The sequence below is a fragment of the Streptomyces sp. NPDC054783 genome, from assembly GCF_053611725.1.
Genome location: NZ_JBSHAY010000028.1, coordinates 63,842 through 84,768, shown reverse-complemented (window position 1 = coordinate 84,768; position 20,927 = coordinate 63,842). Strand labels below are relative to the sequence as shown.

The window sequence follows — 20,927 nt, the reverse complement described above, 5'->3', positions numbered from 1 at the left end:
TGTCCCGGTGACGCGGTGGGTGTGTCCCGGTGAATCAGCCGACGTCTCAGTGAAGCAGGCGGCGGAGCCTGCTGCGCGCCACCTGCATCACCCCGCGCACGCCGGCCGCCACGCGCAGGGCCAGCGCGCCGGAGTGCGTGGCGTACGGCTGCACCAGGAGCACACCGTGCCGCACGCTCGGGACGGCGCGCCGGCGCAGTCGGCCGGCGCCCGTCAGGGCGTGCGCCGTCACCTCCCGCTGTGTGCCGTCGGCGAAGCGCACGGTCAGCCGCAGGTCCCAGGTGCCGGCGCCGAGCCCGTCCAGGCCGACGGGCAGCTCGGCCGACCAGCTGGCGGGGCCGATCTTCGCGCCGCTGCGCGCGCCGTCGAGTGCGCCGTTGTGTGCGCTGCTTTCCGCGCCGGTCTTCACACCGGTCTCCGAACCGGTCCGCGCACCAGTCCCTGCGCCGGGCTCTGTACCGGTCCGCACGCCTGACTCCGCGCCGGTCCCTGCGCCGGCCTCCGTACCGATCCGTGCGCCGGCCTCCGTGTCGGCCTCCGTGCCGGTCCCCACGCCCGAAGGCGTGAGCCGGACCGTCGTACGCCCCCGTGTCCGGTCGTCGTCCCGGGACTGCCACTCCACGTCCACCTCGCGTGGGCCGGCTTCGGCCACCCTGCCGTACAGCTCGTGGAGTCGGAGACGGAGCAGCGAGGCACGCGCGCGTGGGTGCAGTTCCGCGTCCACCGCGAGCGGAAGGCGGTCGGTGGGGCGGGTCAGGAGCGGTGCGAGGGTGGCCTGGGGGAGGTCGGTGGACCAGACCGGGTCGCCGTCGGGGGTGCGGGCGTAGGGCGGCAGCAGACGCGCCGGGCGGGCGGCCAGCTCGCGGATCCGGGGCAGGTCGCGGGGCTCGGGCGACTCCAGGACGACCTGTGCGAGCAGCCGGCCCGGGGCGCCCGGGTCCAGCTCCCAGTCGGCGGCGTCGTAGCGCGCGAGATACTCCCGGGTGTGCGCCCACCACGCGCGCCGGTAGTCCGCGTCGCGCAACCCCAGCTCGCGCGTGTACATGCGCACCTCGTGGTCGAGGAACTTGGCCCGCGCCGCCCGTGCCAGCTCCTTCTGCCCGGCGCCCAGCAGGATCTCGTACGCCAGCGCGCACGCCTCCACGCGCGCCTTCCAGTTGTCGATGTGCTCCCGGTCCAGCGAGAGCGACAACTGCTCGGCGGCGCGGCGCACATGCCACACGTACACGAGGTCCGGGACGAGCGCGAGGCGCGGGCCGGCGGCCAGCACGCGCGCGGTGAAGACGATGTCCTCGTAGAGGAAGCGGCCCTCGGGGAACCGGATGTCGTGCTCGCGCAGGAAGTCGGTGCGGTACAGCTTGTTGACGCACAGCGTGTCGTGGACCAGGCGCGGGCGCTGGGAGGGGCGCGCCAGCACGGTGTGCGCCGTGTAGAGGGCTTCCTGCCAGGGTTGTTCGCGCCCCGAGGGCAGCTCCCGGCGTACGCACAGTCCGCTCGTGACCTCGGCGTGCGCCCCCGTGGCCGCCGCCAGCAGCGCGTCCACCGCGCCGGGCGGCAGCACGTCGTCGCTGTCCAGGAACATCACGTACGGCGTGGTCACCGCGTCGATCCCGGCGTTGCGCGGGCTGCCGCAGCCGCCGCTGTTCTCGTTCCGGCGCACCACCCGCAGCCGGGGTTCGTCCGCGGCGAGCCGGTCGAGCAGCTCGGCGCTGCCGTCCGTGGAGCAGTCGTCCACGGCGACGACCTCGGCGACCGCGGGCCCCTGCGCGAGCGCCGAACGCACGGCGTCACCCACATGGGCAAGGTCGTTGTAACCGATGACGACCACACCGACCTGCCCCGCGCGTGGCGGTTCAGCGGTGTCCGACCGGTCGGGCCGGTCTGTAGTGTCGGGCCTGTCTGGCGGGTCTGGTCGCATCGGGTCCACGGGCGGAGCGTAGAAATTTTCGGTAATACCCGGTTAAGAGACGCTTAGCGCTCGGTCCGGAAGACGGTGGGAATCGGGTCGGGGTTCCGTCGTCCGCACGCTCTTTTCATCCGGACCGGTCGATCGCCACAACCGGACGAACGACAGCACGGACGCGGCCGCCAGGATCCCGTTGCGGGCCAGCATCAGCAGACAGCCGGTCCAGGTGCCGTCGACCACCTCGGCGTAGTGCGTCGGGAACACCAGGGTGCTCAGCGCGGTCGCCGCCAGGACCAGCGCCGCCACCGGCCGCTGGCTGGTGTGCCGCGAGGTCAGGCACACCGCGGCGAGACCGAGCAGCCAGATCATGTACTGCGGGCTGATCACCCGGCTGGTGACCGTGAACAGCAGCACCGCGCTCAGGGCCGCGTCGAACGGCGTCGCCTCGCTCCACAGCCGCGCCCGCGCCCGCCAGAGCACCAGCAGCGCGAAGGCGACCACCGTCAGCGCGAGGGAGACGGTGGCGACCTCGCGCACGTGCGGGCCGACCAGCTCGGTGGCGCCGTACCGGTAGTGCGCGCGGCCCGGCCAGCCGGCGTGCCGCGCCAGGTTCAGCGCCGTACCGCCGAGCGACTCGATCTGCACGCCCCGCCCGCCCTGCCCGCGCAGAAAGGACAGGGGATGGGCGAACGACACGGCGAGCACACCGAACGCGGCGGCTCCGGCGGCCGCCGCCCACCCCCACGCCCGGTGCGTCGCCCGGCCCTTGGGCGTGCCCAGGAGCACCAGCGCCGGCCACACCTTCACCAGTGCGCCCAGCGCCCCGCACACCCCGCCCGCGCGCGGGGAGCGGCCCACCGCCAGCAGGGAGAGCACGGCGAGGGCGGTGACCTGGACGTCGTACCGGGCGAGCGGGAGGTGCAGCAGCAGCGGCAGGCCGCCCGTCCACAGGGCCGCGCCGAGCAGGCTGCGCCCGGGGAGTCCGCCCGCGCGGGTCAGTGCCGCCGTGACCAGCGCGTCCATGGCCAGTGTGAGCAGCACGAACGCCTGGAAGTACGTCAGCCACGGCAGCAGGTGCGGGGCCAGCAGCACCGCGCCGGCGCCCGGCGGGTACTGCCACAGCGTGTCGTGCGCCGGGAACGAGCCGTGCGCGAGGACGCCGTACCAGTCGGCGTACAGCCGCCACACCTCGCGGGTCACCGTGCCCCGGCCGAGCAGCGGAGTGCTGTCGTGGGTGAGCAGCCACAGCATCAGGGCACGGGTGGCCAGCCAGAGGGCAGTGACGCCGAGGACCGGGCCGGAGTTGACACGGAGACGGTTCATCGCATGGGAGCCTAAGCGGCGCGGATGGTGCATCCATGCCGATACGCCGTCATGACCGTAAAAGGGTTCGTTAATCGCACAAGATCGGGCACGCCGTGGTGAACGTCGGGTTTCCTGTGAAGCCGCAGTCGCGAAGGCCGGCTGCAACGGCAGGTGTCGCGCCGGCCGGCGGGCCGAGGCGTGTGCCGCGCGGCCACCGGGCCCGGATCCGCCGCCGGACCGCCGTGGGGGTGCCCGCGCTGGTGATGCTCGCGGTCGGGCTCTGGGGGCTGGACCGGGGCGGGATGTGGCGCGACGAGGCCGTCAGTTTCCAGGTCGGGCGGCGTACGGTGCCGCAGATCTGGCTGCTGCTGCACGACGTGGATGCCGTGCACGGTCTGTACTACCTCCTCGTGCACGCCGTCCTCTTCGTCCATCCCGGCGAGGTTGTCCTGCGGCTGCCGTCGGTGTGTGCGGCGGCGGTGACGGCAGCGCTGGTGGCGGCGCTGGGCGCCCGGCTTCTGCGGCCGCGTGTCGGGCTGTGGGCCGGGCTGTTGTACGCCGTCGCGCCGATGGCCGGCCACTATGCGCAGGAGGGCCGCAGTTACGCCCTGGTGGCCGCCGGGGCCACCGGGGCGACCTTGCTGTTCGTACGGGCCGTGCAGGGGGGTTCCCGGGCGGGTTCCTGGGTGGCGTACGGCGCCGTCCTCGGCCTCACCTGCTGGCTGCACGAGTTCGCGGTGCTGCTGCTGTGCGCCCACGCGGCGTCGCTGGCGCTGGCCCGGGTCGGGGTACCCCCGCGCGAGAGCAGCCGGGCGTGGGGGAGGGTGTGGCGCGGGTGGGGGTGTGCGGCGGGCGCGGTCGTGGTGTCGCTGGTCCCGATGGTTCTCGTGTCGCGGGGGCAGGCGGCGCAGGTGGCGTGGCTGCAGAGACCCACGGCGGTTACGGCGGAGGGGCTGGTGCGGGGGTTTCTCGGGCCGAGCTGGGCGGTGTGCGGGATGTGTCTCCTGCTCGTCCTGGCCGGACTGGCCGGACCGGCGGGAGTTGTGGGGCGGGGGGAAATCACTCTTGCGGGGGTGGCGTTGCCGTTGACCGTGGTGCCGCCCGCGGTGCTGATGCTGGCCTCTCAGGCCTCGCCGCTGTTCGTCGACCGGTATGTGCTGTACGCGTTGAGCGGGGCGCCGTTGCTGGTGGCGGCGGGGGCTGAGCGGGTGGCCGGGACGGTGGGGCGCCCACACGACGACGGCCGGCCGGAAAGGCGCCCTCTGCCGCGGCTCCGCACGGTCTCGCGGAGCCCCCTCGTCACCCTCACCGGCGTCCTCGCCATCGCCCTCGCCTTCCTCCACCAGCTCCCCGTCCTGCGTGCCGACCGCGACCCCGCTGCCCGGCCCGACGATCTCGGTGCCGTCTCCCGGGCCGTGGCGCGGGGGTTGGCGCCCGGTGACGGCGTGCTGTTCCTGCCGGCGCACATGCGGAACGTGGCCCTGACGTATCCGGGCGCGTTCCGGGGTGCGCGCGACGTGGCGTTGGCGGAGGGGGCCGCCGGCTCGGGGACGCTGTACGGGCGGCAGGCCGGGGCCCGTCAGGTGCGGCGGCGGATGGAGCGGCTGGACCGGGTGTGGGTCGTGGCGGACCCGGATCTGCTCGCCGGGCGCCGGCTCCCCCGTGACCGCACCGGGCGGGCCGAACTGTCCGCGCTGCGGCGGGACTTCACCGGGCAGGAGGTGGTCCTGCGGGGCGGGACGGCCGTACGGCTGTACGTCCGCAACCCCGTGAAGTCCCCGTCCGTGTCGGCTAGTTCTCCTCGTGCCCCGCTTCCACGGCCGCCGCGTCCAGCGCGGTCGTGAGCCGGTCGAGGCGTTCGCGCAGCTCGGTGATCTCCGCCAGGTCGAAGCCGGTCGCCCGGGCGATGCAGCGCGGCACCTCCAGGGCCCGCTCGCGCAGCGCCGCGCCCTCCTCGGTGAGCCGGACCCGCACCGAGCGCTCGTCCTCGGTGCTGCGCTCCCGGCGCACCAGGCCGGCCCCTTCCAGTCGCTTGACCAGCGGGGACAGCGTGCCCGAGTCGAGCCTCAGATGCTCGCCGAGCTTCTTGACGGGCAGGTCGCCCTGTTCCCACAGCACCAGCATCACCAGGTACTGCGGATAGGTGAGCCCGAGGTCCTTGAGGATCACCCGGTAGACGCCGTTGAAGGCGCGGGAGGCGGCGTGCAGGGAGAAGCAGATCTGGCGGTCCAGGCGGAGCCAGTCGGCGTCGGCGTCGGCGGTGGGCGAGGCGGTCATGGGTCCAGGGTAGCTCGTGCGCTCCATTTGATTGTGCGCAACTTAATTGTGTGCTCTACTTGTACTCGCAAGCCCGCGGCAACCCCGCAACGGACACCGCATCGAACCGAGAGGACGGGTCCCATGGACGCGCTCTACACCGCAGTCGCCACCGCCACCCACGGCCGAGACGGTCGTGCCGTCTCCTCCGACGGCAGGATCGACCTCCAGCTCGCCCCGCCGGTGGAACTGGGCGGCAACGGCCAGGGCACCAACCCCGAGCAGCTCTTCGCCGCCGGTTACGCCGCCTGCTTCGGCAGCGCCCTCGGCCTCGTCGGCCGGCAGGCCAAGGTCGACGTCAGCGACGCGGCGGTCACCGCCGAGGTCGGCATCGGCAAGCAGGGCGAGGGCTTCGGGCTGAAGGTGACGCTGCGCGTCGAGCTGCCCGACACCGTGGACGAGGAGACCGGCCGCAAGCTGGTCGAGACCGCCCACCAGGTCTGCCCCTACTCCAACGCCACCCGCGGCAACATCGACGTCGACCTCGTCATCGAGTAGTCCCCCAGAGCTACGTCCGAGGGTGCCGGTCCTGGCCGGCACCCTCGAACGTGTGCCCCTATGCCGGCGCCAGCACGTCCCGGCCGGCCGCCTGGCCCGGGATCCGGACCGTTCCCGGGCCGGTCATCGGCTCGCCCAGCAGCAGCGTCCGTACGACGCGCTCGGCGGCCCCGCCGTCGTCGAACTCGCAGAACCGCTGCCGGAACTCCGCCCGCAGCCGCGCCGACTCCTCGTCCCGCCAGGAACCCGAGGCGAACAGCCGGGCCAACTCGCGGTAGGAGCCCGCGACATGGCCGGGCGGCTCGGCGGTGATGTCGAAGTAGGCGCCCCGGCTCGCGGTGTACGCGGGCCAGTCGTCGGCGTGCACCACGATCGGCCGGTCCAGGTTGGCGTAGTCGAACATCACGGCCGAGTAGTCCGTGACCAGCACGTCCGCGGCGAGCAGGACGTCCTCCACGCGCGGCTCGTCGGTCGCGTCGACGACGATCTGGCGCCGGGCCAGCTCGGCCAGACCCATGCCCCGCGCCGGACCGGTCGCCAGCGACGGGTGCAGCCGGACCACCAGGGTGTGCCCCTCGCCCAGGCACTCGCCCAGATCCGCCGCGAACCGGGCGAGGTCGATCCGGTCCACGTGCCCGCTGCGCCGGTAGTCCCGGCGGGTCGGCGCGTACAGCACGACCGTGTCCGTCTCCGGGATGCCGTACCGCTGCCGGAAGTCGCCGTCGCGGCCGTTCACCAGCACGTCGTTGCGCGGGCTGCCGGTGCGCAGCGAGGTGAAGTGGCAGGGGTAGGCCCGCTCCCAGACCAGCTCCGAGTGGCGGTTGGCGACCAGGCTGTAGTCCCAGCGGTCGGCCCGGCGCAGCATCTGCGGCACGTCGAAGCCGAGCCTGGCGCCCGGCTTGTCCAGCAGGTCGGCGCCCATGTACTTCAGCGGGGTCCCCTGGTGGGTGTGGATGTGCACGCTGCCGGGCCGCTTGGCCAGGGTGCCGGGCCAGTTGACGTCGTTGACGAAGAACGTCGCCCGCGCGGTGACCTCCAGACAGCGCCGGGAGCCCGTGATCACGTACTCCACGTCCGGCGGCAGCCGGTCGGCGGTCTCCTCGTCCCTCACCACCCACACCCCGCGCAGCTGCGGAGCGATCTCCCGGGCCTTGGCGTACACGGCGGCCGGGTCGCCGAGCATGCCCTGGTGCGAGGACGCCGAGTAGACGACCAGGTGCGGGTCCAGCGGGCGGAGCGCGTGCACGGCCGCCCAGCCGGAGCGGGCCCGGGCGGCGACCGCGCCGCGGACCGGACCGGCCCGCCGGGCCGCCTCCTGCCCGGCCCGCGCGGCCTGCCGCCCGATCCGGTACGCCGTCCAGGAGCCCTCCAACAGGCCCGCGTCGCCGTCGGCCAGGGCGCCCTGGGCCGGCTTGTGGCGCCGGAACATCTCCCGCGTGCGCCGGAAGAACTCGGCCTTGTCGGCGGGCGGCAGCCGGTCCGGCTTGGCCAGGATGTCCAGGCAGTGCTCGCCCATCTTGCGGTGCAGGTACGGCCGCCAGTGCGCGAGCCGAGGGTGCTGCTCGACGAACGCGAAGACCCGCTCGTACTGGTCGTGGATGTCGAAGTGCTTGCGGCTGGTCGTGGACAGGATGTTGCCCTGCCGGCGCTGCCGGTAGTTCAGGCAGATCCGGTCCAGCGCGGCGATCTGCCGGGCGCTGAGCATGACCGGGAAGGTCCAGGGCGTGTCCTCGTAGTAGCCGGGCGGGAACGCGAAGCCCTCCGACTCCACGAACTCGCGCCGGTAGACCTTGTTCCACACCACCATCAGCAGGTCCAGGATCCGCGGGAACTCGTCCACGGTGAAGGTGCCCGGGCCGGCCTCGGCGAGGATCTCGGCGAGGGCGTTGCGCCGGGTGCCGCCCCACCAGTAGGTGCGCGCGTAGTCGAAGACCAGCACGTCCGGGTCCGCGGCCTCCGCCAGCCGGTCGGCGATCGCCCCCAGCGCGCCCGGGGTGAGGGTGTCGTCGCTGTCCAGGAAGAACAGGTAGTCGCCGGTGGCGTGCGGCATCCCGGCGTTGCGGGCCCCGCCGAGCCCCACGTTCTCCGGCAGGTGCAGCACCTTCACGCGCGGGTCGCGCTCGGCGTACTCGTCGAGGATCGCGCCGCAACCGTCCGGGGAACGGTCGTCCACGGCGATCAGCTCGAAGTCGTTGAAGGACTGCAGCAGCACCGAGTCCAGGCACTCGCGCAGAAAGCCCTGCACCTTGAAGCAGGGCACGATCAGACTGAAGCGGGGCACGGCGGGTCAGCTCCTCACGAGGGTCGCGGCGGCGGGGGCGGGGACGCGTTCCGGGAGCGGGATGACGGGCGGCACCGCCTCCGGCGGCTCGCCGAGCAGCACCCGCCGTACGACGCGCTCGGCGGCCCGGCCGTCGTCGAACTCGCAGAAGCGCTCACGGAACGCGGCCCGCAGCGCCGCGGCCTCCTCGCCCGCGTAGGAGCCGTCGCGGAAGACGGCGGCCAGTTCCTCCGGGGTGCGCGCGACCAATCCCGGCGGCTCGGCCGGCAGGTCGAAGTAGACGCCCCGCGTCTCCCGGTAGACGTCCCAGTCGTCGGCGTACACGACGATCGGCCGGTCCAGGTTGGCGTAGTCGAACATGATCGACGAGTAGTCGGTGACCAGCGCGTCCGCCGCCAGGCACACGTCCTCGGAGGAGCGGTGCGCGGTTACGTCGATGACGCGGCTGATCCGGCCGGAGCGCTTCGCGGCTCCCCGGTCGTAGAAGTAGTGGGCGCGCAGGAGCACGACCACGTCCTCGCCGGCCGCCTCGCAGAACGCCTCCAGGTCCGGGCCGGGCTCGAAACCGGTGTGGTGGTCGCGGTGGGTGGGGGCGTACAGGACGGCCGTCCTGCCCTCCGGGACGCCCAGCTCCCGCCTGACGCGGGCCACGTCCTCGGCGGTCGCCGTGTAGTAGACGTCGTTGCGCGGATAGCCGTACTCCAGCGCCTCCCAGGCGCCGGGGAAGGCGCGCTCCCACATCTGGGTGGAGTGGCGGTTGGCGGAGAGGTTGAAGTCCCAGCGGTCCACCCGGCCCAGCAGCCTGGTGAAACTGCCCGACCGGGCGGCCACCACCGGGTACGGCGACTGGTCCACGCCCATCGTCTTCAGCGGGGTGCCGTGCTGGGTCTGCAGGTGCACGCTGCCGGGGCGCTTGACGATCCCCTCGGCGAAGTTGGCGTTGTTGATCAGGTATTTCGCCCGGGCCAGCACTTCCCAGTAGCGGCGGGAGCCGATCACCGCGTACTCCACGTCGTCCGGCATCGCGTGTGCCTGGTCGGCCTCGACGAGGAACACCGAGCGGATGTGCGGGGCGAGTTCGCGGGCCCTGGCGTGGATCGCGGCCGGGTTGCAGGCGTAGCCCCGGCCCCAGTAGGCGCAGTACACGGCGAGGTTGTCATCGAGCGGGCGGCGCAGGGCGCGGGCGTAGCGCAGCCGGGTGCGCAGCATGCGCGGGTGCGGCAGGCGCCCGGCGGTGTCCGCGGCGATCTGGTTGGCGCCGCGCAGCGCCCGGAACACGCTGTACGCCCGGGTCGCCAGCAGCCGGTGCTGCACGCCCAGGCTGCCGCCGGGCGCCCGGAAACCGGCCGGCCGGTGCCGCCGGTAGAGGCGGGCGGCGCGGCGGAAGAAGGCCCGGTGCCCGGACGGCAGCCGCTCCGGCCGGGACGCGGTCCTCAGCACATGGGTGAACAGCTGCTCGAACAGCGGCCGGATCCGCTCGGCGGGCAGCGCGCGCTCGGCGGCCCGGGTCAGCACCAGGTCCACCTGGTCGAGCAGGTCGTGCTGGTGCGGTCCGGGCAGGTTCAGCCGGCTGCCCTGCCGGCGCAGCCGGTGCCGTACGACGACCCGGCGCAGCACCGCGATCCGCCCGGCCGCGAGCGTGGTCAGCCCGCCCCAGCCGAGGTCGGTGAAGTGGCTTGCGGGGAAGGCGAGTTCGTGCTCGGTGAGGAAGCTGCGGCGGTAGACCGCGCTCCAGGCCGGGAGCTGTACGCCGGTCAGGTCCGGCAGGTCGGCGGGGGCGAAGGCGCCCTTCGGGGCCCCGGCGAACAGCGGCCCGGCCGGGTTGGTGGGCTCGCCCTCCCACCACGGGGCGCGCTCGTGCTCGACATAGAGCACGTCCACGTCGGCGGTCTCGGTCAGCCGGGCGTCCAGCGCCGCGAGCGCGCCCGGCAGCAGCAGGTCGTCGCCGTCGAGGAACAGCACATACGCGCCGGTCGCCGCCCGGATCCCCGCGTTGCGCGCCCCGCTCAGCCCGGCGGACGGCGGCGAGTGGACCGGGGTCACCCGGGAGTCCCGCTCCGCGTATCCGGCGGCCACGGCGGCGGCCGGGGCGTCGGGGGCGTCGCAGACCGGGATCAGCTGCAGGTCGCCGGACGACTGGCCGAGAACCGAGTCCAGTGCCTGGGACAGCCGGGCGGCGACCCCGTGGGACGGGACGATGATGCTGAAGCGGGGCATTCTGCTCTTTCTGTTGTCTTGCGGACGCGTGTCCTGCGGACTGGGCCCAGGCCTGCCGCGCGACCGGGCCGCCCCGCCGGGCGCCAGGTGGACGGCCGGCTCGGGGTGGGGCGCGTCGAGCCGAGGGGCACGGGAACTCCCGGGGGGACCAACGCCGTTCAGCGCCTCTCGGTGACGGGGAGGGGGCCGGAAGGTTGCGGCACGGTGGCCAGCGGAGAGCGCGCACAGGCCGACGGCACCGGCTTGCGCTCCTCCGGCGGCACCACCGGCGGCAGTCCCGTCCCGCCCAGCACCACATGCCGTACGACCCGCTCGGCGGCGCGTCCGTCGTCGTACGGGCAGAACCGCTGCCGGAACGCCGCGCGCAGCTGGGCCGAGCGCGAGCCGCGCCAGTGCCCGGTCGCGAAGATGTCGATCAGCTCGTCCTCGCTGCGCGCGACCGCGCCGGGCGGGAAGGCACCCAGGTCGAAGTAGGTCCCACGGGCCGCCCGGTACGCCTCCCAGTCGCCGGTGTGCACCACGATCGGCCGGTCCAGGTTGGCGTAGTCGAACATGATCGACGAGTAGTCGGTGAGCAGGACGTCCGAGGCCAGACACAGCGACTGCACGCTCGGGTGGTCGCCGACGTCGATGATCCGGCCGCCCGTGCCGAGGGGGCCGCCGTGGGTACGGGCCAGGATCACGAAGCGCGGGCCGAGGCGGCGCAGGATCCGCTCCAGGTCCAGCAGGGGGCGCTGGGTGCGCAGGTAGTCCCGGTGGGCCGGCGCGTACAGGATCGCGACCGTGCCCTCCGGGATGCCCAGCGTCTCGCGCAGCCGGGCCACGTCCGCCGAGGTCGACCGCTGGAAGACGTCGTTGCGCGGCGACCCGTACTCCAGCGTGCGGTACCGGCCCGGGAGGACCCGCTCCCAGGTCAGGGTCGAGTGCCGGTTGCCGGACAGGACCAGGTCCCACTGGTCGACGCCGCGCAGCAGCCGGGCGAAGTCGGTGCCGCGGGCCGCCGCCGGGCGCTCCTGGAGGTCCAGGCCCATGTGCCCCAGCGGTGTGCCCTGCCGGGTCTGGACCAGGATCTGCCCGGGCCGCTTGCGCAGGTCCGGGTCCAGGCCGTCGTCGGTGACCAGGTACCTGGCGCGGGCCAGCGCCGTCCAGTAGGCGGCGGTGCCGGGCCGCAGCCGGCGCGGGCCCGGCGGAACCGTGTGCTGGTGCTCGGTGCGGGCGATCCAGGCGGTGCGGATGTGCGGGACGTGCGTGCGGAACGCCTCCTCCAGGGCGCCCGGGTCGCCGCCGTGGCCCCGGCCCGCGCCGGAGGTGAACACCGCCCGGTCGGCGCGGACGGGCAGCCGCAACTGGATCCGGTAGTGCAGCCGCAGCACGCCGGTCCGCACGGCGCGGGCCAGCTTCACCGCAGCCTTGAACGTGCGCCGGCGCGCGGCCGACACCAGCCGGAACACGCGGAACGTGCGGTGCAGACCGAAGCGGACCAGGATGTTCCGGCGGCGCATCCGGGTGCCGGGGACGCGGTAGCGGCGGTAGTGGGCGCGCGCCCGGCGCAGGAACTCGCCGTGGCTGCCGCGCGGCAGGCGGTCCCGCTTGGTGAACACCGTCGCGTAGTGGTCGATCATCCGCCGGAACAACTCGGACCGCCAGCGGGCGAGTTCGGGATGCTCGGCGACGTACGCGAACACCCGGTCGTACTGCTCGAACAGATCGAAGTGCCTGCGGCTGGTGGTGCCGAGGATGTTGCCCTGCCGGCGCTGCCGGTAGTGCACGCACACCCGGTCCAGGGTGGCGATCGACTCCGCCGCCATCAGCACCGGGAAGGTCCAGGGGGTGTCCTCGTAGTAGCCCGGCGGGAAGGCGAAGCCGTGCTCCTCGACGAACTCCCGCCGGTACGCCTTGTTCCAGGCCACCATCAGCACCCTGAGCAGCCCCGGCCGGTCCTCCAGGCGGAACGGCGCCGGGCCCTGCTCGGTGAGCTGGCCGGCGAGCTGGTTGCGGACCGTACGGCCGTCCCAGTAGGTGCGCGCGTAGTCGTACACCAGGACGTCCGGCTCCCCGGACTCCTTGATCCGGTCGGCGATCGAGCGCAGCGCGTCCGGGGTGAGCGTGTCGTCGCTGTCCAGGAAGACCAGGTAGTCGCCGGTCGCCTCGGCCGTCCCCGCGTTCCGGGCCCGTCCGAGTCCCTGGTTCTCGGCCAGGTGCACGGGCCGCACCCGCGCGTCCCGGGCCGCGTACTCGTCGATGATCGCGCCGCAGGCATCGGGTGAGCAGTCGTCCACGGCGATCAGTTCCAGATCGGGATACGACTGCGAGAGCACCGAGTCCAGGCACTCGGAGAGATACGCCTGGACCTTGTACGCGGGAACAATGACACTGAACCTGGGCAAAGGGCATCCATGGGTCGTCGGTCGACGCGGGGGTTCTGACCGGAAACGGCCGATGGGGTGAATTGGTTACGGTTCGTACGGCATGTGGGGGACGCCGGGTGAACGGGAGAGGGCGGGCCCCTTGCGACCCGCCCTCCCGAAAGTGACCGTTGTGCGGCTATTTGACCGCGCCCGCCATCACCCCGGACACGAACTGCCGCTGGAACGCGAAGAACACGGCCAGCGGGATCACCATGGAGATGAACGCGCCGGGTGCCAGCACGTCGATGTTGTTGCCGAACTGCCGTACCTGCGTCTGCAGCGCGACCGTGATCGGCTGGGTGCCCGACTTGGTGAACACCAGCGCGACCAGCATGTCGTTCCACACCCACAGGAACTGGAAGATGCCGAGGCTCGCGATCGCCGGCCCCGCGAGCGGCATCACCACCCGTGCGAACAGCCGCAGTTCGCCGGCGCCGTCGAGCCGGGCAGCCTCCAGCAGCTCGCGCGGGATCTCCGCGAAGAAGTTCCGCAGCAGGAACACCGCGAACGGCAGACCGAAGCCGGTGTGGAACAGGATCACACCGAGGATGCTTCCGAACAGGCCGATCCTGCCGAACAGTTCGGCGATCGGGATCAGCGCCACCTGCACCGGCACCACCAGCAGGCTCACCACGCCCAGGAACCACCAGTCCCGGCCCGGGAACTCCATCCACGCGAACGCGTAACCCGCGAGGGAGCCGACCACGACGACCAGGACCGTCGCCGGAACGGTGATCAGCACGGTGTTCCACAGGGAGTGGGTGATGTCGCCGTTCTCCAGCAGCTTCCGGTAGCTTTCGAAGGTGAGTTGGGACGGTTTGGTGAACACCTTCCACCAGCCGCTCGCGCTCATGTCCTCCGGCGAGCGCAGGGAGGAGGCGAGCAGCCCGATCGTCGGCACCAGCCAGAACAGGCCCACGACGATCAGGAACACGCGGACCAGACCACCGTTGATCTTCTCCAGCAGCCAGGTCATCGCCGCACCTCCCGCCTGAGCCGACGGATGTTGAACGCCATCACCGGGATCACCAGCACCAGGAGCAGCACCGCGATCGCGCTCGCGACGCCCGGCTGGTCCTCCGCGAAGCCCTTGCGGTACAGCTCCAGGGCGAGCACGTTGGCGTCGTCCTGGGAGGAGCCCGGCGCGATGATGTAGACGAGGTCGAACACCTTCAGCACGTTGATCATCAGCGTGACGGTGACGACCGCGAGGACCGGCGCGAGCAGCGGCACGGTGACCTTGCGGAACACCTGCCACTCGTTGGCGCCGTCCACCCGCGCGGCCTCCAGCAGCTCCCGCGGCACGCCCGCGAGCCCGGCGGCGATCAGCACCATCGCGAAACCCGCCCACATCCACACGTACGCCCCGATGATCGCCGGGGTGACCAGCGCCGGGCCGAGCCACTCGACGCCGTTGTACGGCTCCTTGAAGTTGCTCGCCGGCAGCCGCAGCCGGGCCCCGTCGGCGGAGGCGGGCAGCGTGAAGGTGCCGTCGCCGGCGGCCTCGGCGGAGGCGACCACCCTGCCGTCCTTGACCGCCTCGATCCGCATCCCGGCGTAGCCGAGCTCGGACGGGTCGGGCGCGCCCAGCCGTCCCACGCCCTTGCCGCGCGTGAAGTCCTGCCAGGTCGTGCCGGTGATCCTTGCCGGCTCCGGCCTCGCGGCCACGGCCTTCTTCGCACTGTCCGGCATCTGGTCCGGGGCGACACCGACGAGGGGGAGGGCGACCGGCTGCCCGGCACGGACCGGGGCCTTGGTGATGAACCCGCCCCCTTGGGCCACGAGCGGCGACTCGCGCCCCGGGTGGGCCTTCGGGAACGCGGACGACTGCGCGAAGGTGTCGTGGACACCCACCCACACCGCGTTCGCGACCCCCTTGTGCGGATCCTGGTCGTACACCAGCCGGAAGATGATCCCGGCCGCCAGCATCGAGATCGCCATCGGCATGAAGACGACCAGCTTGAACGCCGTTCCCCAGCGCACCCGTTCGGTCAGCACCGCGAAGACCAGACCGAGCGCGGTGGAGACCGTGGGAGCGAACACCACCCAGATGATGTTGTTCTTCAGGGCGGTGCGGATGCCGTCGTCGGTGAAGAGCGTCCTGTAGTTGTCGGCGCCGGAGAAACCGTCGCCGGAGGCGTTGTAGAAGCTGCGGATGACCGAGTACCCGATCGGGTAGACCACGAGCGCGCCGAGCAGCACCAGGGCGGGCAGCAGGAACAGCGCTGCCACCGTCTTCCGGGTGCCGGTCACGCTCCTGCGACCGCGGGGCGCGGCGGGACCCGGTGGGGCCCCGGCCGCCGTTGCCGCCGACGCCATCGCCGGCTCAGCTCCCGCTTCCGTACGCGGCCGCCGCGTCCTTCTCCAGCTTCGCCTGGGTGCCCGCCACGTCCTTCGGGTTCTTCAGGAAGTCCTGCAGGTCCTTCCACTCACCCTTGCCGGGGGTGCCGCCGAAGGCCTGGGGAGCCTGGTCGGACATGTCGAAGCGGAAGTCGTCGCCGGACGTGATCAGCGCCTTGGCGATCTTCTGCTGCACCGCGTTCGGGTACGCCGAGATCGGCACGTTCCTGTTCGGCGAGAGATAGCCGCCGAGCTTCGCCTGGATCGTCGCCGCGTCCGGGGAGGCGAGGAAGGTGACCAGGGCCTGGGCCGCCTTGGAGTCCTTCAGGATCACCGCCGCGTCACCGCCGGAGACCACCGGCGCGGTGGAGCCGACCGTCGGGAACGGGAACACCTTGGCGTCCGTGCCCACCTTCGCCTTGGTCTCACCGATGTTGACCTGCACGAAGTCGGCCTCGTAGACCATCGCGGACTTCGGCTGGTCGCCGCCGGTGAAGGTCTGGGTGACCGAGGCCGGGAACTCCGTCTGCAGCGCGCCGTCCTGGCCGCCCGCGAGGTAGTCCTTCTTGCCCCAGATCTGCGCGAGCGTCGTCAGCGCCTGTTTGACGGAGGGATCCGTCCACTTGATCTTGTGCTGGGCGAGTTCGTCGTACTTCTGCGGGCCCGCCTGGGACAGATAGACGTTCTCGAACCAGTCCGTCAGCGTCCAGCCGTCCGCGCCGGCCACCGAGAACGGCGTGACACCGGAGTCGTACACCGCTCGCGTGGTGGTCAGCAGGTCCTGCCAGGTCTTCGGTTCCTTCGCGCCCGCGTTCGCGAAGACCTTGGCGTTGTACCAGATCAGCGACTTGTTGGCGGCCTTGTAGTAGACGCCGTACTGCTTGCCGCCCACCTTGCCGATGTCCTGCCAGCCCTGCGAGTAGTTCTTCTGCAGCTCCTTCAGGGCGTCCGGCCCGAGCGGCTTGGCCCAGCCCCGCTGCACGGCCTGCTTGATGGCGCCGGGCTGCGGCAGCATCGCCACGTCCGGCGGCTGGCCGCCCGCGATCTTCGAACCGACGAAGTTGATGATCGGGTCCTGGGCGGGCACGAACGTGACCTTCGCGCCGGTGCGCTTCTCGAACTCGGCCAGGACCTGCTTGAAGTTCTTCTGCTCCTGGCCGGTCCAGACGGCGGCGATCTCCACGTTCGCGCCGTTCAGTTTCGGCAGGCTGACGGTGGAGCCGCTCGGGGCGGCGCTGCCGCTGTCGCCCCCGTCGCCCTTCTTGTCGTTGTCGCTGCTGGAGCAGGCGCTCAGGGCAAGGGCTCCCGTGAGCAGTGCGGCGAGTGTGGTGACGGTCCTGCGTGTCCGGATGGTGCTGCTCTTGCTGCGCATCACTTCCCCGTTCGTCGTTCTCCGTTGAACGTCAATGAACGTCAAGCGTCAGGAAGACTGTCCCGTGCCGTCCGGTCTACGCCGGGCCGCTCGAGGGCGGCAAGAGCGCCTGCGGTGTCGAGCCGCGCATCGTGACCGGCTCGTGACCGGGGGTGTATGCGTCCTTCTTCGCCACAACAGTTTCTTCGGCTACAGCAGGGACGGCACCTCGGCCGCCGAGACCTCCCGGGCCGCCCGCTCCACCGCGCTCGCCAGCAGGGCCAGGTCGGTGGGGCCGTTGCCCAGCTCCCGCACCGGCCGGCGGGCCGGGGGGTCGCCCATGCGCTGCCAGTCCAGCGGGACCACCGTGGGCCGTTGGGTCGCGGTACGCGGGATACGGCCCGTCACCCGGCCGCCCTGGAAACCGACGACCCGCCCGTCCGCGCAGGCCAGCCGGCCGCGCCCCGGCGCCGGTTCGTCCGGCCCCTGCTGGGGAGCGTCCAGCACGACCCGCAGGGAGGCCCGCCGCGCGGGTTCGGTCTCCGCCGTACGATCGTCGGTCCCGGCCGCCGCCACCAGATGCACCCCGAGCCGCTCGCCCTCCCGGGCCACCGCCTCCAGCGCGCGCATCACCGAACCGGCGGCGGGCCGGCCCGGCGAGCCGAGCGGGGGCGCAACCAGTGCGTCCAGGTCGTCCACGACGACCACGAGCCGTGGCAGCGGCGGCGCGGCCTCGGCCCGTTGCCGCGCGGCCGACCCCGGCCGCAGCCGCAGGGTGGAGCTGGGCGGCGCGTCTATGTCACCGGTGGCGGGGGCCGGCGTGCGCTGGGCGACGATCCGGCCGGACACCTCACGCCCCGTGTGCCACCGCGCGAAGTCCGTCCGGCCCAGCAACTCCGCCCGCCGCTTCAGCTCGGCGGCCAGCGACTGGGCGAACTCCCGCATGCGCACTGGGTCGTTGGCGATCAGATGCGTGGTGACATGCGGTATGTCGGTGCACACGCGCAGGCCCTCGCCGTGCGCCGGGCCCGTCCCGACGCCGTCCCGGCCGTCTATCAGCACCACGCCCAGCCGGTCCGGCCGCTCGGCGGCGGCCAGCGAGGCCACCACGGCCCGCAGCAACTCCGTACGACCGCTGCCGGCCGGCCCCTCGATCAGCAGATGCGGTCCGTCGGCCACCAGGTCGGCGGTGAGCGGCCCGCGCGGACCGGCACCGAGCACAGCCCGCGCCCGGCCGCCGAGCGCCTGGCCGTCGTCTGCCGCGTCGGCCCAGCGCGCCATCAGCGACGCCGGGGTGGCCCGGGCCAGCCCCAGTTCGTCGAGCAGCCGCGCCGACTGCGGCAACGGCGCCGCCACGCGCGTGTCCCGCTCGCCGGCCGGGCCGTCCGGCCGCAGCGGCGCCAGCGCCCGGGCGAACCGCTCCGCCCAGGCGAGGGACACGGCGTCCACGGCGGCGAGCGTTCCCGTTCCCACGGGTCCGTCCGGCGCCACCCGCAGCAGCCGCAGCGCCGTCGCGACATCCCCGCCGAGCAGCGCCACGGCACCGCACTGCCGGAACGTCGGCGCCACCGCGCACGCGGCCTCGTACGTCAGCGCCACGGGGGAGGCGGGCGAGGAGGGCTCGGTCTCGGCAAGACAGATCACATGAATCCCGGCCCGCGGCCCGGCCACGGCCAGCCGCGCCACGGCATCCCGCAGGGCGCCGCCACCGGGGTCCCCGTCCACCACGACGACGGTGTGGGGCCCGGCGAAACCACCGACCCCGCCGAACTCGGCGTCTTCCCTGGCCCAGGACGGGCGGCGAGCGGGGGCCGAGAGGGCGGCCGACGGGTGGGTGCCGCTCGGGGCGGCAGGGGTGGTGGGGGTGTGTCCGGGCGCGGGGGTGCCGGTTCGGCCGGGGGCGAGGCCGTGGGACGGGGCGCCCGCAGGGCCAGGGGCGCCGGCGGCGTGTGGGATGTCGTCGGCGCCGAAGGCCGGTCCCCGGGCGGATCCGCCGGGAGCGGTGGCGCCGTGCCGGCCGGGAGCGAGGCCCTGGACCGGTGCGCCCGGGACGGCGGGGGTGCCGGGGGTGAGGGGGTTGTCCCAGTCGCCGGTGGCCGGGGCCTGGGCGCCGGGTGCCTGGGAGGGGGTGTCGGGTCGGCCGGGGGCTGCCCCTTGGGCTCGGGGGCCGTGCGCGCCGGTGGCCCGGCCGTGCGCGGGGGCGCCGGGGTGGCCGGAAAGACCCCCCTGGGCCGGGGTGTCCCACCCGCCGGTGGCCGTGGCCTGGGCCCCGGACGCCTCGGCGGGCATGTCCCTGGGGGAGTCGGGCGTGGGTGTGGCGGTTGGCTCGCTGTGCGTCGGGGCGCCCGGCGTGATGCCCGGTGCCGGGACGCGGGTGGGGTGGGCCGCGGTTCTGCCGGTCGTCGCGTGGTCGTCGACCCGGCGCAGGAGTTCCTCCGTGCGGGCCGCCGCCTGCTCGCGGTCGTAGGCCAGCAGCAGCCGGCAGTCCTGGCCGTGGCCCGGCCGGACATGCGGGAGCCAGCCCAGCCAGGACCACTCGGCCGTGCGCTCCTCCACGGGGCGGGAGCGGTCCGCGCTGATCAGCACGATCTCCAGCAGGTCGGGGGAGTGCAGCGCGGCCAGCTGGGCCAGCACCGCGCGGGTCAGCCCGGACAGCCGGGGGCGCGGACCGGCCAGGCCCAGGGCGCCCGCCTCGCGCAGTGCCGCCGTCACGGGCACCGCGGGCACCACGCCGGAGCCGTCCGGCGCGCTCCGGTCCGCCGTGCCGAGCCGCACGGTCAGGGTCTCCGGATGACCGGGCCCGCGCTCCCACAGCCGGGGCCCGGGACCGAGTGCCGTCAGCAGCAGTGCGGCGGGATCCGGCCAGGTCTCGGGCTGCTGCGGCGCGGTGACCGCCGCAACGGCGCCCACCCGGGGGTCGGTGCCGTCGTACGCCTCGGGGCCGGTTGCCTGTTCGCCACGCCCACCGGCAAGCCGGCGCGCCCAGGCGCCGAGGCCGCGCCGCCGGGCGCCCTGCGGGGCGTCGACGCCTCGGACCGGCGTGCCCTTGCGGCCACCGTCCAGCGGCTCCTCGCCCGTGCCGCCGACCCCGAGGCGCCCCGCGTGGGTGTCCCCGCCGGCAGCGGCACCGGACGCCGCGGTGTCACCGCCCCGCTGTTCCACCCACGGTGCCCCGGCCTGTTCCGGCACCACGGTCGGGTTCCCCCGCCGGTGCTCCTGGCCCCCACTGCCGGAGGTCCCCCAGCCGGCAGAGCCGTAGCCGTGCTGAACCGTTCGCACGGGTTCCCCGGCACCCGCACCAGGTCCACCCGCATCCGAAGACGACGCCCCCGCACCCGACACCGCGTCCCGGGCGACCCGAAGGCACCCCTCACCGTCGGAGACGGTCCGCGCCCGTGCGGCGAGCCCCCCGGACGGAGCAGCCCGCAGCGCCGACTCCCCGATCCGCAGCAGGCCCCCGGCAGGGACCTGTACGGGACGCTCGCCCACCCGCACCCCGTCCAGCGCCGTACCGTTCGTGGAACCGAGGTCGGCGACGGACACGCGCCCGTCCGCCCCGACGGTGACCGCGCAGTGCAGCCGGGACACGTCCGGGTCGTCCAGCGGCACGTCCGCGTCGACCGAGCGGCCCACGGTGATGCGGCCGCCGTGCAGCAGATGGACCCCGCCCGCGTCCGGGCCCGCGACGACATGCAGCTGGGTCGGTGCGTCGTCGAGCTCGGGATGCGGCTCGACGGCCGCCGGGGCGCCCAGGGACAGCACGGCGCCGTCGACCAGCGGAGGCTCGCCGAGGGTGCAGCGGCGCGGATCCAGCCGCTCGGTTCCGGCGTAGAGCACCACGGAGGAGTTGGCGGTGTCGCGGCCCTCCCCGGTGACCGCCCCGGCCAGCGCCGACGCGACCGCGGCCAGGTCCGTGCCCGTGGGCGCCGTGACCAGCACGTCGCGGCTCGCGGCGCGGCCCCGTTGCGGGGACGGGCCGAGCGGGTCTACGACGGTCAGCCGGATCTGCATCGGCGTCAGCGGTCCCTTCTGCGCGGGTCTGCGCGGGACGGACTTCCCCCCACCCCGCACACGAGCACGTCGGCCAGTACTGGAAGGCATCCTCGCACCTGCCACCGACAACGCGCCCGGGACCCGGTGAGAAGTGATCTTGATTGGTCGGCTCTGCCCCCAAAAGTGCCTGACCAGTGGCGCACGCGCGATCACTTGAGATCGGTCACGTCCGCTCCCGGCAACCAGGAGACCGGGACGCGCGTCTTTCCGTCGACACGTGGTGCCCGCAACGGCGGCACTACAGTGGGTCGG

At 73.5% G+C, this 20,927-nt stretch carries 12 protein-coding genes; 2 read left to right on the top strand and 10 right to left on the bottom strand.

What is annotated here, in order from left to right; translation table 11 throughout:
* Positions 1 to 46: 46 nt before the first annotated feature.
* Positions 47 to 1,918: a glycosyltransferase gene (locus ACWGJ5_RS35280; protein ID WP_453313730.1), complete on the bottom strand. Its 1,872-nt coding sequence runs from the start codon at positions 1,916 to 1,918 to the stop codon at positions 47 to 49.
* Positions 1,919 to 1,960: 42 nt separating this feature from the next.
* Positions 1,961 to 3,229, bottom strand: a complete 1,269-nt coding sequence (locus ACWGJ5_RS35275; protein ID WP_453313703.1) for a glycosyltransferase 87 family protein — start codon at positions 3,227 to 3,229, stop codon at positions 1,961 to 1,963.
* Between the two features lie 230 nt (positions 3,230 to 3,459).
* On the opposite strand from ACWGJ5_RS35275, the gene ACWGJ5_RS35270 reads away from it, so the two are divergent.
* Positions 3,460 to 5,055: a glycosyltransferase family 39 protein gene (locus ACWGJ5_RS35270; RefSeq protein ID WP_453313702.1), complete on the top strand. Its 1,596-nt coding sequence runs from the start codon at positions 3,460 to 3,462 to the stop codon at positions 5,053 to 5,055.
* Here the strand turns inward: ACWGJ5_RS35270 and ACWGJ5_RS35265 are convergent.
* Positions 5,003 to 5,515, bottom strand: coding sequence for a MarR family winged helix-turn-helix transcriptional regulator (locus ACWGJ5_RS35265; RefSeq protein ID WP_453313701.1), 513 nt, complete (start codon positions 5,513 to 5,515; stop codon positions 5,003 to 5,005). The genes ACWGJ5_RS35270 and ACWGJ5_RS35265 overlap by 53 nt on opposite strands.
* Before the next feature lie 96 nt (positions 5,516 to 5,611).
* On the opposite strand from ACWGJ5_RS35265, the gene ACWGJ5_RS35260 reads away from it, so the two are divergent.
* Positions 5,612 to 6,025 carry an organic hydroperoxide resistance protein gene (locus ACWGJ5_RS35260; protein ID WP_351615717.1) on the top strand — a complete coding sequence of 138 codons (414 nt, stop codon included), beginning with the start codon at positions 5,612 to 5,614 and terminating at the stop codon, positions 6,023 to 6,025.
* A gap of 58 nt (positions 6,026 to 6,083) precedes the next feature.
* On the opposite strand, the gene ACWGJ5_RS35255 is transcribed toward ACWGJ5_RS35260, so the two are convergent.
* The 7 genes from ACWGJ5_RS35255 to ACWGJ5_RS35225 form a co-directional block, all read right to left on the bottom strand.
* The gene (locus tag ACWGJ5_RS35255; RefSeq protein WP_453313700.1) at positions 6,084 to 8,306 is read right to left on the bottom strand and encodes a bifunctional glycosyltransferase/CDP-glycerol:glycerophosphate glycerophosphotransferase; all 2,223 of its coding nucleotides are present in this window, start codon (positions 8,304 to 8,306) and stop codon (positions 6,084 to 6,086) included.
* A gap of 6 nt (positions 8,307 to 8,312) precedes the next feature.
* Entirely contained in the window at positions 8,313 to 10,523 is a 2,211-nt protein-coding gene (locus ACWGJ5_RS35250) for a CDP-glycerol glycerophosphotransferase family protein (protein ID WP_453313699.1), read from the bottom strand.
* Positions 10,524 to 10,681: 158 nt separating this feature from the next.
* Positions 10,682 to 12,910, bottom strand: coding sequence for a bifunctional glycosyltransferase/CDP-glycerol:glycerophosphate glycerophosphotransferase (locus ACWGJ5_RS35245; protein WP_453313698.1), 2,229 nt, complete (start codon positions 12,908 to 12,910; stop codon positions 10,682 to 10,684).
* Between the two features lie 157 nt (positions 12,911 to 13,067).
* Positions 13,068 to 13,907 carry a carbohydrate ABC transporter permease gene (locus ACWGJ5_RS35240; protein ID WP_453313697.1) on the bottom strand — a complete coding sequence of 280 codons (840 nt, stop codon included), beginning with the start codon at positions 13,905 to 13,907 and terminating at the stop codon, positions 13,068 to 13,070.
* The gene (locus ACWGJ5_RS35235; RefSeq protein WP_453313696.1) at positions 13,904 to 15,184 is read right to left on the bottom strand and encodes a carbohydrate ABC transporter permease; all 1,281 of its coding nucleotides are present in this window, start codon (positions 15,182 to 15,184) and stop codon (positions 13,904 to 13,906) included. The genes ACWGJ5_RS35240 and ACWGJ5_RS35235 overlap by 4 nt, the downstream gene beginning before the upstream one ends.
* Before the next feature lie 73 nt (positions 15,185 to 15,257).
* Complete coding sequence (locus ACWGJ5_RS35230; RefSeq protein ID WP_453313695.1) at positions 15,258 to 16,643, bottom strand: ABC transporter substrate-binding protein; 1,386 nt, start codon at positions 16,641 to 16,643, stop codon at positions 15,258 to 15,260.
* A 189-nt stretch (positions 16,644 to 16,832) separates the two neighbouring features.
* Positions 16,833 to 20,633 (bottom strand): FtsK/SpoIIIE domain-containing protein, encoded by a 3,801-nt coding sequence (locus tag ACWGJ5_RS35225; protein ID WP_453313694.1) that lies wholly within the window; start codon positions 20,631 to 20,633, stop codon positions 16,833 to 16,835.
* Between the last annotated feature and the right edge of the window lie 294 nt (positions 20,634 to 20,927).

Bases quoted from the DNA above. Each gene is read 5' to 3' on its own strand.
- ACWGJ5_RS35280 (WP_453313730.1), bottom strand. From the start codon at position 1,918: ATGCGACCAGACCCGCCAGACAGGCCCGACACTACAGACCGGCCCGAC.
- ACWGJ5_RS35275 (WP_453313703.1), bottom strand. From the start codon at position 3,229: ATGAACCGTCTCCGTGTCAACTCCGGCCCGGTCCTCGGCGTCACTGCC.
- ACWGJ5_RS35265 (WP_453313701.1), bottom strand. From the start codon at position 5,515: ATGGAGCGCACGAGCTACCCTGGACCCATGACCGCCTCGCCCACCGCC.
- ACWGJ5_RS35260 (WP_351615717.1), top strand. From the start codon at position 5,612: ATGGACGCGCTCTACACCGCAGTCGCCACCGCCACCCACGGCCGAGAC.
- ACWGJ5_RS35250 (WP_453313699.1), bottom strand. From the start codon at position 10,523: ATGCCCCGCTTCAGCATCATCGTCCCGTCCCACGGGGTCGCCGCCCGG.
- ACWGJ5_RS35240 (WP_453313697.1), bottom strand. From the start codon at position 13,907: ATGACCTGGCTGCTGGAGAAGATCAACGGTGGTCTGGTCCGCGTGTTC.
- ACWGJ5_RS35230 (WP_453313695.1), bottom strand. From the start codon at position 16,643: ATGCGCAGCAAGAGCAGCACCATCCGGACACGCAGGACCGTCACCACA.
- ACWGJ5_RS35225 (WP_453313694.1), bottom strand. From the start codon at position 20,633: ATGCAGATCCGGCTGACCGTCGTAGACCCGCTCGGCCCGTCCCCGCAA.